Annotated in this window: 16 protein-coding genes; 7 read left to right on the top strand and 9 right to left on the bottom strand. The window is 68.6% G+C overall.

Annotated elements, in window-relative coordinates:
- Positions 1-73: 73 nt before the first annotated feature.
- The 5 genes from sigM to FHS23_RS03280 all read left to right on the top strand — a co-directional run bounded on the left by sigM (position 74) and on the right by FHS23_RS03280 (position 4,563).
- On the top strand, positions 74-685 hold the full coding sequence (gene sigM, locus FHS23_RS03300) for an RNA polymerase sigma factor SigM (protein WP_183647489.1): 612 nt from the start codon (positions 74-76) through the stop codon (positions 683-685).
- Positions 682-1,482, top strand: a complete 801-nt coding sequence (locus FHS23_RS03295; protein ID WP_183647486.1) for a hypothetical protein — start codon at positions 682-684, stop codon at positions 1,480-1,482. The genes sigM and FHS23_RS03295 overlap by 4 nt, the downstream gene beginning before the upstream one ends.
- A gap of 212 nt (positions 1,483-1,694) precedes the next feature.
- Positions 1,695-2,696, top strand: a complete 1,002-nt coding sequence (gene trxB, locus FHS23_RS03290) for a thioredoxin-disulfide reductase (protein ID WP_183647482.1) — start codon at positions 1,695-1,697, stop codon at positions 2,694-2,696.
- Between the two features lie 3 nt (positions 2,697-2,699).
- A complete protein-coding gene (gene trxA / locus FHS23_RS03285; protein WP_425501100.1) occupies positions 2,700-3,080 on the top strand; it encodes a thioredoxin in 381 nt (126 codons plus the stop codon).
- A gap of 283 nt (positions 3,081-3,363) precedes the next feature.
- Positions 3,364-4,563: an N-acetylmuramoyl-L-alanine amidase gene (locus tag FHS23_RS03280; RefSeq protein ID WP_183647474.1), complete on the top strand. Its 1,200-nt coding sequence runs from the start codon at positions 3,364-3,366 to the stop codon at positions 4,561-4,563.
- A gap of 270 nt (positions 4,564-4,833) precedes the next feature.
- Here the strand turns inward: FHS23_RS03280 and FHS23_RS03275 are convergent, their stop codons facing one another.
- Entirely contained in the window at positions 4,834-5,562 is a 729-nt protein-coding gene (locus FHS23_RS03275) for a GNAT family N-acetyltransferase (RefSeq protein ID WP_183650750.1), read from the bottom strand.
- A 252-nt stretch (positions 5,563-5,814) separates the two neighbouring features.
- Between FHS23_RS03275 and FHS23_RS03270 the strand changes: the two genes are divergently transcribed.
- Together FHS23_RS03270 and FHS23_RS03265 are read left to right on the top strand one after the other, a co-directional pair.
- Complete coding sequence (locus tag FHS23_RS03270) at positions 5,815-7,179, top strand: aminotransferase-like domain-containing protein (protein WP_183647469.1); 1,365 nt, start codon at positions 5,815-5,817, stop codon at positions 7,177-7,179.
- Between the two features lie 36 nt (positions 7,180-7,215).
- On the top strand, positions 7,216-8,169 hold the full coding sequence (locus tag FHS23_RS03265) for a D-alanine--D-alanine ligase (RefSeq protein WP_183647466.1): 954 nt from the start codon (positions 7,216-7,218) through the stop codon (positions 8,167-8,169).
- Positions 8,170-8,304: 135 nt separating this feature from the next.
- On the opposite strand, the gene FHS23_RS03260 is transcribed toward FHS23_RS03265, so the two are convergent.
- The 8 genes from FHS23_RS03260 to rpmH all read right to left on the bottom strand — a co-directional run bounded on the left by FHS23_RS03260 (position 8,305) and on the right by rpmH (position 15,149).
- Positions 8,305-9,318, bottom strand: coding sequence for a ParB/RepB/Spo0J family partition protein (locus FHS23_RS03260; protein ID WP_183647464.1), 1,014 nt, complete (start codon positions 9,316-9,318; stop codon positions 8,305-8,307).
- Positions 9,315-10,181: a ParA family protein gene (locus FHS23_RS03255; RefSeq protein WP_183650748.1), complete on the bottom strand. Its 867-nt coding sequence runs from the start codon at positions 10,179-10,181 to the stop codon at positions 9,315-9,317. The genes FHS23_RS03260 and FHS23_RS03255 overlap by 4 nt, the downstream gene beginning before the upstream one ends.
- Before the next feature lie 115 nt (positions 10,182-10,296).
- Positions 10,297-11,004 (bottom strand): 16S rRNA (guanine(527)-N(7))-methyltransferase RsmG, encoded by a 708-nt coding sequence (gene rsmG, locus FHS23_RS03250; RefSeq protein WP_183647461.1) that lies wholly within the window; start codon positions 11,002-11,004, stop codon positions 10,297-10,299.
- Between the two features lie 1,439 nt (positions 11,005-12,443).
- Positions 12,444-13,040, bottom strand: coding sequence for a Jag family protein (locus FHS23_RS03245; protein WP_183647459.1), 597 nt, complete (start codon positions 13,038-13,040; stop codon positions 12,444-12,446).
- A gap of 62 nt (positions 13,041-13,102) precedes the next feature.
- Positions 13,103-14,248, bottom strand: coding sequence for a membrane protein insertase YidC (gene yidC / locus FHS23_RS03240; RefSeq protein ID WP_183647456.1), 1,146 nt, complete (start codon positions 14,246-14,248; stop codon positions 13,103-13,105).
- Positions 14,249-14,252: 4 nt separating this feature from the next.
- A complete protein-coding gene (gene yidD / locus FHS23_RS03235; protein WP_183647453.1) occupies positions 14,253-14,597 on the bottom strand; it encodes a membrane protein insertion efficiency factor YidD in 345 nt (114 codons plus the stop codon).
- Positions 14,594-14,983 (bottom strand): ribonuclease P protein component, encoded by a 390-nt coding sequence (rnpA, locus tag FHS23_RS03230; protein ID WP_183647450.1) that lies wholly within the window; start codon positions 14,981-14,983, stop codon positions 14,594-14,596. The genes yidD and rnpA overlap by 4 nt, the downstream gene beginning before the upstream one ends.
- Before the next feature lie 28 nt (positions 14,984-15,011).
- A complete protein-coding gene (rpmH, locus tag FHS23_RS03225; RefSeq protein WP_183647447.1) occupies positions 15,012-15,149 on the bottom strand; it encodes a 50S ribosomal protein L34 in 138 nt (45 codons plus the stop codon).
- Between the last annotated feature and the right edge of the window lie 196 nt (positions 15,150-15,345).

Below are 15,345 nucleotides of genomic sequence, written 5' to 3'. Positions count from 1 at the left end.
ACACGACGATCTCACCCGGACGATCCGAGCAGGGCGTGCTCACGCCCGGGCACTCCTTAGTAATCTCTTCCGGGTGACAGCGCCCACCGCCGAGCCAACGGATGCGGATCTGATCAAGGCGCACGCCGCCGGCGATCCGCATGCCTTCAACGAGCTCGTACGCAGACACCGAGACCGCATGTGGGCCGTCGCCTTGCGCACGGTCCGCGATCCCGAGGAGGCCGCCGACGCCCTGCAGGACGCGTTCATCTCGGCTTTCCGCGCGGCGTCGAACTTCCGCGCGGAGTCGCAGGTCACGACGTGGCTCCACCGGATCGTCGTCAACGCCTGCCTCGACCGCATCCGCAGGCGGCAGGCCAAGCCGACCGTGCCGCTCCCCGAGGAGGGCCACCAGGAACCGGCCGTGCCACGCGACTCGATGGCCGAGCGCGAAACGTCCCTGGTGATCAAAGAGGCGCTCGACCAGCTGCCGGAGGACCAGCGCGCCCCGATCGTGCTCGTCGACGTCGAGGGGTACTCGGTGTCCGAGACCGCGGAGATGCTCGGCATAGCTGACGGGACGGTTAAGAGCAGGTGTGCGCGAGGTCGCTCCAAACTGGCGAAACTTCTCGGTCATCTGCGGAACCCGACCGAGGAAGGCGGCGTCCCAACTTACGAAAGCAAACACGGGGAGGGACGACGATGACGGACGAGTTCAGGGGGAATGGCGGGGCCGCCGACGGTTCCGCGTTGTCTGTCGACGTGCTCGCCGACCTGCACGCCGGTGCGCTGAGCGAGAGCCAAGCGGCCGAGCTGTGGCCTCGCGTCAACGCCGACCCGGAGGCGCGAGCCGTCATCGAGGCGCTGGAGGCGGCCCAGGCGGACCTGGGTTCCCTGCAGGACGAGCCGGTCGAGCCGATGCCGGCCCACGTGGCGGCGCGGATCGACGCGGCGATCGCCGACGAACAACGCACCCGTGAACAGCAGGCCGCAGGTACCAACGTCGTCAGCCTCGACCGGGCTCGCAGCAGGCGGAAGAAACAGGGCCTGGCGGCCGGTTTCGTCGCCGTGGCGGCCGCCGTGGTGGCCGCGGTCGCGATCGCCGTGCCGAACCTGGGTGGCGGCGACGAGACGCCGGGCGTCGCGCAGCCGGCGCCGTCGGAGCAGTCCGGCGACAGCGACGCGGGTGCACCCTCGAACGGCTCCGGACCGCTGGCGTTGACGAAGGACGACGGCGACCTGACCTCGGCGATCGGCAGCATCCAGACGATGCGCGACTACGGCCCGCTCGAGACCAAGAGCCGTCTCGACGCCTGCGTCCAGGCGGCGGGCGCCGACCCGAGCAAGGAGCCGGTCGGGGTGCGGCCGGTCACGATCGACGGGCGGGAAGCCGTCCTGGCGCTTTACCCCACGGGCAAGCTCGCCCAGTTCCGCATGGTCGCGGTGAGCCCCGACTGCACGTCGGCTCCGGTGCTCGACCGGGTCGTCGGCGCGGGCGGCTGAGCGAGGCGAGCCGAGCGACACCGGCACGATCCGGTGGAAGGCCGGCGGCGATCCGACACGGACGCCGCCGGCCTTTCTCTGCCGGTGTCCACATCGCGGGAGCACACCTGACGAAAGCCCCGTCACATCCGGGCGTGGACCGTGGCGGGAACAGACGGCCCTACGATGCTGTTGGACCCGGTGTCAGGCGTTATCGAAGCGGAGGAAACCCAGTGGCTGCAGAGGACGTTCGGAACCTGATCATCGTCGGGTCGGGTCCCGCGGGGTACACCGCGGCCGTGTACGCGGCGCGCGCACAGCTCGAGCCGCTGGTGTTCGAGGGTTCCCAGTTCGGTGGTGCCCTCATGACGACGACCGAGGTGGAGAACTACCCCGGCTTCCGGTCCGGCATCCAGGGCCCGGACCTGATGGAGGAGATGCGCGAGCAGGCCAAGACCTTCGGCGCGGAGCTGCGTGCCGAGGACGTCGAGCAGCTCGAGCTGACCGGCGACGTCAAGTACGTCACCGCGAACGGCAGGCGCTACGCCGCCCGCGCGGTCGTCCTCGCGACCGGTGCCGCGCCGCGGTACCTCGGCGTGCCCGGTGAGCAGGAACTGCTCGGCCGCGGCGTGTCGTCCTGCGCGACCTGCGACGGCTTCTTCTTCCGCGAGCACGACATCGCCGTGGTCGGCGGCGGCGACTCGGCGATGGAGGAGGCGACGTTCCTGACGAAGTTCGCCACGACCGTCACGATCGTCCACCGCCGCGAGGAGTTCCGCGCCTCGAAGATCATGCTCGAGCGTGCCCAGCAGAACCCCAAGATCCGCTGGCAGCTGAACTCGCAGGTCACCGAGGTGCTGGGCGACGGCACCGTCAGTGGCCTGAAGGTCGAGGACACGGTGACGGGCGAGGAGTCCACGCTCGATGTGACGGGCTTCTTCGTCGCGATCGGCCACGACCCGCGCAACGAGCTGTTCCGCGATCAGATCGAGGTCGACGAGTCGGGCTACGTCCTCACCCAGGGCCGCAGCTCGTACACGAACGTGGACGGCGTCTTCGCCGCCGGTGACCTGGTGGACCAGACCTACCAGCAGGCCATCACGGCGGCGGGCAGCGGCTGCACCGCGGCGATCGACGCCGAGCGCTGGCTCGCCGAACACGCGCACGTGGCCGAGGCCGCGGAGACGTCCGAGATGGTCGGCGGCGGTTACGCGACCGCCGGCGCCGCCGACTGACCGATTTTCCGGTTTTCCGCCCGCGACGACCGGGCCCGTACGAGGAAAGAAAGAGGCACCATGACCGACACAGTCAAGGTCACCGACTCCAGCTTCAGCGACGACGTGCTCGCCAACGACAAGCCCGTGCTCGTCGACTTCTGGGCCACCTGGTGCGGCCCGTGCAAGATGGTCGCCCCGGTGCTCGAGGAGATCGCCGCCGAGCACAAGGACAAGATCCAGATCGCCAAGCTGGACATCGACGAGAACCCGAACACCGCCCGCGACTACCAGGTCATGTCGATCCCGACGCTGATCCTGTTCCAGGGCGGCAAGCCGGTGAAGCAGATCACGGGTGCCAAGCCGAAGGCGGCGCTGCTCGACGACCTGTCGGAAGTCCTCTGACACAGGCGCCGCGAGCGCATCCGCAGGCGAAAGCCCGGGACCGGACCATCCGTGTCCCGGGCTTTCACATTTTCGGCCGCGGTCTGCGTCACGCAGCCGCCGTCGGGCCGTCACGTCGGTGAAGCGGACATCGAGACGGGCCTGGCGCGCTCGTCACGTGGACACAAGGCACAATGGTCAGGCGCAGGGCCCCGCGCCCTGTATTGGTTTGCACAGCATCAAAGCACCGGATCGGGTGGTGATTCGCCCGCTGGTCCGATGCCCAAGGTAGAGCGAGGAGTGCATGCGGGTACTCCGCCGCGGCGACAGCGGACCGGACGTCGCCGACATCAGGTCCATGCTGGTCAGCCTGGACCTGCTTCCCGGGACCAACGGCGCGCACGGTGTCAACGGCGCAGGTGGCACCGACCACCACACCCACGGCGCACCGGACGATTCGCGCAGCGTCTTCGACGATCGGACGGAACACGCCGTTCGCGCGTTCCAGCAGCGCAGGGGTCTGATCACCGACGGCGTGGTCGGTCCCGCGACGTATCGGGCGCTGCGCGGCTCCTGCTACCACCTGGGCAGCCGCCCGCTGGCCTATCTCATCTCGTCGCCGGTGCACGGTGACGACGTCTTCTCGCTGCAGGAACGTCTCACCGAGCTCGGCTACAACGCGGGCAGGCCCGACGGCCACTTCGGGGCGCAGACCGAACGCGGGCTGAAGAACTTCCAGCGCGACTACGGCCTGACCATCGACGGCATCTGCGGCCCGTCCACCGTCCGCGCCCTCCGGCAGCTCTCTCCGCGCGCCCGTGGCGGCCGCCCGGTGTTCCTGCGTGAACAGGAGCAGGTGCGGCAGGCGGGGCCGCGGCTTCGCGGCAAGCGCATCGTCATCGACCCCGGCCACGGCGGGGACGACCCGGGCGTCGACGTCGGCGGGGTCGCCGAACGCGACATCGCCTGGGACCTGGCACGCCGCCTCGAAGGGCGGATGAAGGCCACCGGCATGGAGGCACTGATCTCCCGCGGGCCCGCGCAGAGCCCGTCGGAAACCGAACGGGCGCAGTTCGCCAACGAGGCGGGCGCCGACCTGTTCCTGTCGCTGCACAGCGACGGCAACTCGTCGCCGCAAGCCCAGGGCGTCGCGAGCTTCCACTTCGGCACGGGCAACGGCACCACGTCGACCGTGGGCGAACTGCTCGCCGGCTACATCCAGCGCGAGCTGGCCGCCCGCACCGGCCTGCTCGACTGCCGCACGCACCCGAAGACGTGGGACATCTTCACGCGGACGCGGTGCCCCGCGGTGCGCGTCGAGATCGGCTATCTGACGAACAGCCAGGACCGACTGCGGCTCTCCGATCCGGCGTTCCGCGACGTGGTCGCCGAGGGCCTGCTCATCTCCGTCAAGCGGCTGTACCTGCTCGGTGAGGGCGACCAGCCCACGGGCACGTTCACGTTCGCCGACGTCCTCGCCCACGAACTCGCCAAGGCCGAGTAGGCCGGGCGCTCCAGCGCGGAGCGACGCCTGTTCACCGGGTCTCGTCGCGTCTCATCGCCTCGTCACGCATGGTGTCGAGACATCGACGCAGCGCAGCGAACGGTGGAGCGGGTGTGCACAAGACACCGCGAATCTGTGGATAACCATGTGAGTTGTGCACAGAACTGTGGATAACTTCCGTGCTGCGGACGACTCCGTGCACTGGCGGTTCCCACCGATGTATCCCGAGCGCCCGGTACCCGACGGGCGCGAGGCCTGCGCCGCGACCGCTCAGGCGCGCGAGCTGGACGAGGTCGCCGTGGTCATCGTGACCTCGCCGAGCAGCTTCTCCAACGCCGCCTCGACGTCTTCCTTCCACGTGATCGATGACCGCAGCTCCAGGCGCAACCGGGGCCAGCGGGGATGCGGCCGCACGGTCTTGAAGCCGACGCTCTGCAGGAACGCCGCCGGCACCACGCAGGAGTGCCCGTCGTCGTCACCCCCGGCGGAAACAACCCGTGTGCCGGATTCGGCGGACGCGGCGGCTTCGGAACCCGCGGACGCGCCGGTGTCGTCCTCGGAGTCCGGATCCTCGGGACCGGCGTCGCCGAACGCCTCGATGGCCTTCACGCCCCGTCGGGTGAGGTCCTTGGCGACGGCCTGCACCAGCAACCTGCCCAGTCCACCGCCACGGAACTCCGGCAGGATGTGGAACGCCGTCAACAGCACCGCGTCGGGACTGGGAGGCGACGTCGGGAACGCGTCGGACCGGGGGACCGCGTTGGGCGGTGCGTACAGCACGAATCCGACGGGCAACTTGCCGCTGTAGACGATCCGCCCGCACGAACCCCACTCGAGCAGTACGCCGGAGACCCAGGCCTCCTTCTCGACCTCCGTCTCGCCGAACTCCTCGGCCTGCTGTTTCAGATGCGGGGCGAGCTCCCAGTACACGCAACGCCGGCACTGGCGCGGCAACTGTTCGAGGTTGTCCAGCGTGACGCCCACGATGCGACGTGGCACCAGACCTCCCGGGCTGACGCGGCCGCGCAGCCGCGTGAAACCGCAGCCACCGGCACCGACGGACACCGCCCGCACGCCGGACGCGCGCAGGGCGAGTAACACCGGCAAGCATATGCCGATGTGACGAGCACGCCAACGGCGGGAGGTGCTCTACCACCTGTGGTTACACTCGAACAACTACCCGTAGGTGAAGCACGCAGGTAGAGCCCAGCCGCCGAACGCTTTCCCACGAAAAGCAGACGGAAGTATGCCATGAGCGAACCCCAGGTCCCGGATTCGCAGAGCGCGGAGCCGAATCTCCCCGAGACCAAGCCCGGCGCCGAGCCGGGGAGCCGTACGAACCTCGACCCCCACGTCGAGCGTTACGCCGCCCGCACCGCGGGGATGACGGCATCCGAGATCCGAGCGCTGTTCGCTGTGGCGAGCCGACCCGAGGTCGTCTCACTGGCGGGCGGCATGCCGAATCTCGCCGCGCTGCCGCTCGAGTCGCTGTCGCAGCAGATGAGCGAGCTCATCGCGCAGGACGGACTCACGGCCCTCCAGTACGGCTCGGCACACGGAGTCCCGGCGCTGCGCGAGCAGATCTGCGAAGTCATGGCCATGGAAGGCATCACCGGCCACCCCGACGACGTCGTCGTCACGGTCGGCTCGCAGATGGCGCTGGACATGGTCACGCGACTGTTCTGTGACCCCGGCGACGTCGTGATCGCCGAGGGCCCGTCGTACGTCGGCGCGCTCGGCTCGTTCGCGGCCTATCAGGCCGAGGTCGTGCACGTCGCGATGGACGACGACGGCCTCGTGCCGGAGAACCTGCGCACCGCGCTCGCCGAGTGTGAGAGGGCGGGGAAGCGGGTCAAGTTCCTCTACACGATCCCCAACTTCCACAACCCCGCGGGCGTGACGCTCGCCGCCGAACGCAGGGCCGAGATCCTGGAGATCTGCAGGCAGTACGACGTTCTGGTCATCGAGGACAACCCGTACGGCCTGCTCGCCTTCGACGGGCAGACCTACCCGGCCCTGCGGTCCATGGACCCGGACAACGTCGTGTACCTCGGCTCGTTCTCGAAGACCTTCGCCTCGGGGCTGCGCGTCGGCTGGGTGCTCGCACCACATGCTGTGCGCGAGAAGCTCGTGCTCGCCTCGGAGTCGGCGACGCTGTGCCCGCCGACACTGAACCAGCTCGTCGTCTCGAAGTACCTCGCGACGCACGACTGGAAGGGGCAGATCAAGACGTTCCGCGAGAACTACCGCGAACGCCGCGACGCGATGATCGGCGCCCTCGAGCAGTACATGCCCGAAGGCTGCAGCTGGACCCACCCCGAGGGTGGGTTCTACGTGTGGTTGACCGTTCCCGAAGGCGTCGATGCGAAGGCGATGCTGGCCCGCGCCGTCACCGCGCGCGTCGCCTACGCCTCGGGGACGGGTTTCTACACGGACGGTCTGGGCAGCAGACAGATGCGACTGTCCTATTGCTACCCGACGCCCGAGCGAATCCGTGAGGGCGTTCGCCGCCTCGCGGGCGTCCTCGAGTCCGAAATGGACTTGATGCGTACGTTCGGTAGCGTCACCACCCGTGCCGTCTCCGGGCCGCAGACGCCCGGGCCGGACACGGCCTGATCGACGTTTTCCCTTCAGCCCCAAGGAGTTTCACGGGTGGCCGAACGTACTGTCGCCGTCCTCGCGGGCGGCCTCTCCCACGAACGGGACGTCTCGCTGCGGTCCGGCAGGAGATTGTCGGTCGCACTACGCGATGCCGGACTCACGGTCCAGGAATGGGACACCGACGCGAGTCTGATCGGCAGGCTGCGCGAGCAGCGTCCCGACGCGGCCGTCGTCGCATTGCACGGCGGCGAGGGCGAGAACGGCTCCGTGCAGACGGTCCTCGAGATGTTCGGCATCCCGTTCGTCGGCACGCACTCGCAGGGATGCCGCCGCGCGTGGGACAAGCCGATCGCCAAGGCACTCGTGTCCGGCGCCGGCTTCGCCACGCCCGACTGGTTCGTCCTACCCCACAGCACATTCCGCGAACTCGGCGCGCAGTCGGTACTCGACGCGATGGTCGAACGGCTCGGCCTGCCGCTGATCCTCAAACCGGACCAGGGCGGTTCCGCGCTCGGCGCCCAGGTGGTCCGTGACGCCGCCGAACTGCCCACCGCGATGGTCGGCTGCTTCGCCTACGGCGACACCGTCCTCGCCGAACGGTTCATCGACGGCACCGAGGTCGCCGTCACGGTCGTGGAAGGTGCCGACGGGCCCGAGGCACTGCCGGCGGTCGAGATCGTGCCGGAGAACGGCGTCTACGACTACACCTCGCGCTACACGGCCGGGCTGACCGACTTCTTCACCCCGGCACGGCTCGACGCCGACGCCGAGAAGGCGGTGGGGGAGCTGGCGATCGGCGCGCATCGAACGCTGGGCCTGCGCGACATCTCCCGCACCGATGCGATCGTCGCCGCAGACGGCACGGTCCACTTCCTCGAGGTGAACTCGTCGCCGGGGCTCACCGAGACGTCGACCGTTCCGATGGCGCTCGAAGCGGCGGGCACCTCGCTGGGGAAGGTGTTCGACGAGTTGATCGGCCGCGCCGCCGGCCGCGGCACGGCCTGACGAGTCCGGATCCACGAAGAGGCGCCCGGAGCGGATTCGCTCCGGGCGCCTCTTCGTCTCTCACGACCGGTGCTCCGGCATCACCCCGAGTAATCGTCACCGTGACGTAATGAGCCGGGGTGATGGGACCTGCGATCAGTCGTCCGATTTGCCCTTGTTCGGATCCATCAACCCGACGATGCGTTCCAGGTCGTCCACCGACCCGAACTCGACGACGATGCGCCCTTTCCGACGCCCGAGGTCGACCTTGACCTTCGTGTCGAAGCTGTCCGACAAGCGCGTCGCGAGCTCCTGGAGCCCCGGCGCCTCCGTCGGCTTCCGCGCCTGCTTCTTCTCCTTCTTCTGCGGGCCGTTCTTGTAGAGGGTCACCGCCTCCTCGGTCGCGCGGACCGACAGTCCCTCCGAGACGATGCGACCCGCCAACTCCTCCTGCGCGTCGGGATCCTCGAGCGACAACAGCGCCCGGGCGTGCCCCGCCGACAGCACACCGGCCGCCACTCGCCGCTGCACGGGGAGGGGGAGCCGCAGCAGCCGAATCGTGTTGGTGATGACCGGCCTGCTGCGCCCGATCCGCGACGCGAGTTCGTCGTGGGTCACGTCGAACTCGTCGAGCAGCTGCTGATACGCGGCCGCCTCCTCGAGCGGGTTCAACTGCACTCGATGGATGTTCTCGAGCAGGGCGTCCCGCAACATCGCGTCGTCGGTGGTCTGCCGCACGATCGCCGGGATGCGCTCGAGACCGGCCCGCTGGGACGCCCGCAGCCTGCGCTCGCCCATGACGAGCTCGAACTTGTCCTCGGGGAGGGTCCGCACCACGATCGGCTGCATGAGGCCGAACTCGCGGATGGAGTGCTCCAGCTCGGCGAGCGCCTCCTCGTCGAAGACCTGCCGAGGCTGCTTCGGGTTCCGCTCGATGGCTTCCAGCGGCACTTCGCGATAGACCGCACCGGCGACCTCGCCTCCCACCGCGGGTGCGTCGTCGATGGCGCCGTTCGCGGCGAACCATCCACTGTCGTCACCCGCGGGCGGTTTGACGTCGGCCATGTCGGGGACAGGCACATGCGATTCGGCCTCGGGATCGTCCTCGACCGGTCCCGTCGGGATCAGCGCTGCCAGTCCGCGGCCGAGGCCGCCTCTGCGTTCGGTCATAACTGCTTCCCCTCCACACCGCGTTCGGCGACTTCGCGTGCGGCGTCCAGATAGCTCATGGCGCCACGTGAACCAGGATCGAAGGCCAGCACCGTCTGGCCGTACCCGGGAGCCTCCGAGACCTTCACACTGCGCGGGATGATCGTCTTGAGGACGACCTCACCGAAGTGGTTCTTGACCTCCTGCGTCACCTGGTCGGCCAGCTTCGTGCGGCCGTCGTACATGGTGAGCAGGATCGTCGAGACCGACAGTGTGCGGTTCAGGTGCTTCTGCACCAGCTCGATGTTGCTGAGCAGCTGCCCCAGCCCTTCGAGGGCGTAGTACTCGCACTGAATCGGGATCAGCACCTCGTGGGCGGTGACGAGGGCGTTCACCGTGAGAAGGCCGAGCGAGGGCGGGCAGTCGATGAAGACGTAGTCGACGTCGAGCTGGGCGAGTGCCTCGTCCGTCAACGCCTCCTTCAACCGAGACTCACGCGACTGCATCGACACCAGCTCGATCTCGGCACCTGCGAGGTCGATCGTCGCAGGCACGCAAAGCAGGTTGTCGCTCTGTGAACTCGCCTGCGCCGCCTCGACGAGCGACACCTCACCGATGAGGAGCTCGTACACCGACGGCGTCCCGGAGCGGTGGTCCACGTCCACCGCGGTGCTCGCGTTCCCCTGCGGGTCGAGGTCGATGACGAGCGTTTTGACGCCGTGCAGCGCGAGCGCCGCAGCTAGGTTCACCGTGCTCGTCGTCTTGCCGACGCCGCCCTTCTGATTGGCCACCGTGATCACCCGGCGCTTCGACGGACGCGGCATGAAGCCCTCGTCAGGGTGGAGGACCTTCGCCGCACGGAGCGCCTCCTCGGCGATGGGCATCGATCCGCCGGTCTTCGACTGTCCAGCTGGCGTGGTCACCGAGTCTCTCCCTTCATCGGCGCGTACCCAACGCCGCCGTGTTTCACGTGGAACATGCCTTGCTCGGAACTGCTCGTCATGCGCTCCGCTGACCCTTCTTCTTCGACCGCTTCCGCTGCGACCCCGGCCGCTGCCGTGCCACCCGCTCGATCACGACAACCGTCGTGGGCGTGTCGAGAATGTCGCCGCCACACTCCGCGATGCGCGGTTCGCCGCCACCGACCTTCGCCACGTCGGCCCGATCGCGCTCGATCTCCTCCGCCGCGCTGGCACCTTTGAGGGCGACCAGCGTGCCGGACTCGCCGACCAAGGGAAGGCACCAACCGGCAAGGCGGGCGAGGGGTGCGACCGCGCGAGCTGTGACGACATCGGCCGGGTCGAGCTGTGCGCGCACGGCCTTCTCCTCCGCGCGTCCACGAACCACGGTGACGCCGTCGAGGTCCAATTCCTCCACGACTTCCTCGAGCCATTCGACACGACGAGCCATAGGTTCGAGGAGAACGATATCGAGATCGGGGCGACTGATCGCCAACGGTACTCCGGGAAGGCCCGCTCCGGATCCCACATCCACGACGCTTGTTTCACGTGGAACCTCGTCGCCCAGTACCGCGGAGTTGAGCACGTGGCGGTCCCATAAGCGGTCCAGCTCCCGCGGTCCGATGAGGCCCCGCGTCACACCCTCTTCGCGCAACATCGCCACGAACCGTTCGGCCCGATCTACGTGCTCACCGAACACCGCGATCGCCGTCGTCGGGGTGGTGGACTCCAGCCTGTCCCGGCCCACTACTCAACTCCTCACTGGATTAGCAGGCGTCGCGTTTCACGTGAAACGGCCCGCGTCTGATTGTCCATGAAGCTGTGCGCAATCAGCGTCGACAGTCCGAAGATGTGGAGAACTCCACGCGCGGTTTCACGTGGAACGACGACAAGGCGCGCGTGGCAGTCGGTCGTAGTACTGCCTATCGGGTTCGTACGACCGTCGGGGCGATGGCCCGCGGTTGTCGCCGTCGATCATAGAAGCGACGCAGTGCCGCGGCCGCGGTAGGCAGAAGCTACTTTCCACACGACAGGGCAGTGCTGGCGCCTAGGGCGGCCGGGGCGCGGTGGGCCTCCGGCACATCGAGTCGCCGGGGTGGCGGGTTCTAGTGGTGGTTGCAGCGGCACCAGTTCATTTCCTTCGGGGGCGTGCTTCCGGGTGCCGTTATCAGGCGCCCCGTTGCCGGTCGGTGCGTTGCCGGTCGGTGCGTTGCCGGTCGGTGCGTCGGCGGTCGGTGGGCCGGCGGTCAGTGGGTTAGCCGTGCCCACGGCCTTGCCGGCCGAGGGCCGATGATGCGCCAGTTCCCCGGGGTGCCGGCGACTGGTGTGCCGCCGCCCGGTCACGAGTCCGGTCCCGTCCAACCTGGGCGAGCGGTTTCACGTGAAACGGCCTGTGCGAAAACCGGTTCCCGCTCCACCTACCCGGTCCTGATACCGCCACGGTCATCCTGCCGCATCGCGACCCACGTACTGCCGCGACACGCATCCGTCACCGCCAGGCGTCCACCACACTGACACGCCGTCACACCTTCGTTCTCCCGAAGTCCGCCACTCGGCAGCTGTGAACGACACGGAAGGGTCGGCGCCCCGCCGGATGTCGTCGGCACGCCGGAGCGCCGGCTTCGCTCCAGGCCTACTGCGCCGACAACCGCGAGGGTGGCCACGCACCCCGCACCCTCCCAACCGGCCGTCCGTCGCTTCGCCCATGTTCCGCGTGGGCCGTGCTGTCGTTGTCGGATCCGGAATCGTCCGCCGATCCGGGCCGGACCCGCACCACGAGCACCCACCATCGCACCCGTACTCACGGGCACCCATTCCAAGCACAGCCCGCGCACCACCACGGCTGCTCCATCCATTCGGCAAGAGGAGGCGCACCCGCGCCAGTCCACCCGTGCCCGCACATCCGACACACGTCCATCCGCTTCCCGGTCGACTTCGCCGCGGGGCCGTCCGCCCGGTGCGCCGCCACGCAACCTGCGTCCGTCGCCGGTAGCGCTGCTGCCGCGAGTCGATCCGTCGGCCCGGCACCCCTTCCCGCCGCCGGGCGGAAGCATCACCGGAACCCGCACCCCAGTTCCACGTGAAACAACGCAGGAGGACCGGCTACAGAGAGGGGAGTGGTCGGGCGTGAACACAGAAGCGGCCCGCCGGAAATCCGACGGGCCGCTTCCGCTGACGCTACCGCTGCTACTCGGGCACGACCACCACGCGACGCTTGGGCTCCTCGCCCTCGCTCTCGCTCGTAACGCCGTCGACTTCGGCAACGGCGTCGTGGACGACCTTGCGCTCGAACGGGCTCATCGGCTGAAGCTTCTCCTTCTCACCGGACTTCGCGACGTTCTCGGCGGCGGTCCGGCCGATGCGGCGCAGCTCCTCCCGGCGACCCGCACGCCAGCCCGCAACGTCGAGCATGAGCCTGCTGCGCGATCCGGTTTCCTGCTGAACGGCGAGCCGCGTCAGCTCCTGGAGAGCCTCGAGCACCGTGCCGCGCGGACCGACGAGCTTCTCGAGGTCGTCGCCACCGTCGATGCTCACGATCGCCCGGCCGGCCTCGACGTCCAGGTCGATGTCGCCGTCGTAGTCGAGCAGGTCGAGCAGTCGCTCGAGGTAATCGCCCGCGATGTCGCCTTCACGGACGAGCACGTCTTCGGCCGACGACTCGGACTCGCTAATCGCCGTGTCGTCCGCGTGCGTGTCGGCCGACTTGTTCTCTTCGCCGGCCCCGGCCTCGGCGGCCGCGGCCTTCTCTTCTTCCGTGCCGATCACCTCTGCGGTCTCGGACATGTCGCTTCTCCTCTCGAGCCCCTCAGGCGAGGTCTGATTGCGGAAGGCGGTCGCCGCGCGCGTCAGCGGCGCTTGCCGCCCTTGGACTTCTTGCCCTGACCGGAGGGCCGCTGCTTGTTGCCGCCGTTCTTGGCCCAGGCGCCGCCCTTGGCGCTACTGCCGCCCTTGGTGCCGCCACTCTTCTGCGAGCCGCCACTGCCGTTGGCGCTACCCGTGGACGACTGCGCCGAGACCTTTCCCGACTCGGAGCCGGACTCGGTACCCGAGCCGGCCTCGTTGTCCGTGCCGGTGTCCGTGCTGTCGGCCGAGCCGGCCGCCCCCTTCGACGCTTGCTTCTTCTGGGGGTCCGGCTTCTGGCCGGGCTGCGGCTTCTTCGGCTTCTGGCCCGGCTTCGGCGCGAGGTTGTCGCGCTTCTCCTTGTCCTCGAGCTTCTTCTGCTCCTCTTCACGGTCGATGCGGCCGTAGACGAAGCGTTGCTGGCCGAGGGTCCAGCCGTTGTTCGCGAGCCAGTAGATGAGCAGGCCGATCGGGAAGAAGGCACCGAAGATCAGCACACCGAACGGGAAGATGTACAGCGTCAGATTGTTCATCATGGCCGTCTGCTGCGAGGCCGACGCCGGGTTCTGGCGTGCCACCGAGTGACGGGCCGTGAGGTGCGTGGCGATCGCGGCGATGATCATCAGCGGGATCGCCAGCGGAGCGACCTCCCAGTGCCACTCGCTCGACTGGCCCGCGAAGCCGAAGTGGTTGATGGCGTCACCGATGTTGATGCCGAACAGCTTCGCGTTGACGTACGAATCGACTTCGGCGGCGTCGAAGAAGTAGTTGCTCGGCCTGCCCTCCTGGAAGTTCCGGAGCACCCAGTTCAGACCGATGAACACGGGAATCTGCAGCAGCATCGGGAGGCAGCTGCCGAGCGGGTTGACCCCGTGCTCCTGCTGCAGCTTGCGCATCTCGGTCGCTTGCTTCTGCCGGTCGTTGGCGTACTTCTTCTGCAGCTTCTTCACCTCGGGGGCGAAGTCCTGCATCTTCTTCATCGACCGGACCTGCTTGACGAACGGCTTGAAGAGGATGCCGCGCACCGTGAAGGTCAGGAAGACAATGCCGAGAATCCAGGAGATGGCGTTGTCCGGCCCGAAGACGAAGCCGAACACCTTGTGCCAGCACCACAAGATGAACGACACAGGGTAGTAGATAAAGTCGAGCACTGAGCTACTCCTCGGTAGATATACCAGGGGGTTGACGCCGGAGGCTGAACGTCTCGGGCACGGGGTCCCGTCCCGGGTCGGTCCACGGACCGCACCGCAGCAGTCTGCGAACGGCGAGATAACTGCCCCGCGCCGCGCCGTGCTTCGTCAGCGACTCGGCCGCGTATGCGCTGCAGCTCGGGTAGAACCGGCACATCGGGGGCAGGAAGGGGGAGATCGCCTTGCGATAGAAGCGGATCGGGAGCAGCAGAATCCACGCAACCGGGGTCGGTCGCGGAGCCGCATCTGTCGTCTCGTCGTGGTCGCCTGCACAATCCGGGTGCTCGGCGACCGGCTGCTGCTCACTCACACCGTTCGTCCATTGCTGTCGCGGGAGGCCTCCGGTGCAGCGCTCGTGGCACCGGCTAGCTTCAACCGCCGCAACGCCGCGTCGAGGTCCGAGCCCAACTCCGCACTGCTCGCCTTCGCGGCCGGCGGAAGCGCTCGTACGACCAACGCGCAACCGTCCGGCAGGGTTCCGAGGCGGTCCGCGACGAGGTGGCGCAGGCGCCGGCTTACCCGGTGCCGCACCACGGAATTACCCACGGCCTTGCTCACGACGAACCCTGCCTTCTTCCGCTCGCCGGACTCGACGAGCGCGTGCAGCACAAGGCGGCGGCGCCCGGCTCGGACGCCGCCGCGCATGACGGCACGGAATTCCTCACTGCGCCGCAGGCGAGCGTCGGCGGGAAGCACGCGCGCTCGGACCCGGCCGCAGGCGAGGTCAGGCGGACAGCTTCTGACGGCCCTTGCGACGACGGGCGGCCACGATGGCGCGGCCTGCCCGCGTACGCATCCGCAGCCGGAATCCGTGGGTCCGCGCGCGTCGACGGTTGTTCGGCTGGAAGGTGCGCTTGCTCACGGCGTCATTCTCCTGGTCTGGCGACGTAACAGGTCTGGGGTCGCCACCGTCCTCGTGTTCGCCACGGAAACCGGCGCGATAGTCTCCCGTGAGAGACCTCGTCGGCCGGACGGCCGTGACGCCGTGGTGTCGGCGGCAGACCTTTCAAGGGTACGCACCCCGCCGCCCGCGCCTCACACCGCCCCCTGTCGCAGCC

The organism is Prauserella isguenensis (assembly GCF_014191605.1).
In the GTDB taxonomy this organism is placed as follows: Bacteria; Actinomycetota; Actinomycetes; order Mycobacteriales; family Pseudonocardiaceae; genus Prauserella; species Prauserella isguenensis.
The sequence above is the reverse complement of the archived record's forward strand: the minus strand, read 5'-3'. Positions and strand labels throughout refer to the sequence as shown.

Coding starts and splice junctions, on each gene's coding strand:
- FHS23_RS03245 (WP_183647459.1), bottom strand. CDS start 13,040: ATGTCCGAGACCGCAGAGGTGATCGGCACGGAAGAAGAGAAGGCCGCG.
- FHS23_RS03255 (WP_183650748.1), bottom strand. CDS start 10,181: ATGCCCATCGCCGAGGAGGCGCTCCGTGCGGCGAAGGTCCTCCACCCT.
- FHS23_RS03270 (WP_183647469.1), top strand. CDS start 5,815: ATGAGCGAACCCCAGGTCCCGGATTCGCAGAGCGCGGAGCCGAATCTC.
- FHS23_RS03280 (WP_183647474.1), top strand. CDS start 3,364: ATGCGGGTACTCCGCCGCGGCGACAGCGGACCGGACGTCGCCGACATC.
- FHS23_RS03260 (WP_183647464.1), bottom strand. CDS start 9,318: ATGACCGAACGCAGAGGCGGCCTCGGCCGCGGACTGGCAGCGCTGATC.
- FHS23_RS03295 (WP_183647486.1), top strand. CDS start 682: ATGACGGACGAGTTCAGGGGGAATGGCGGGGCCGCCGACGGTTCCGCG.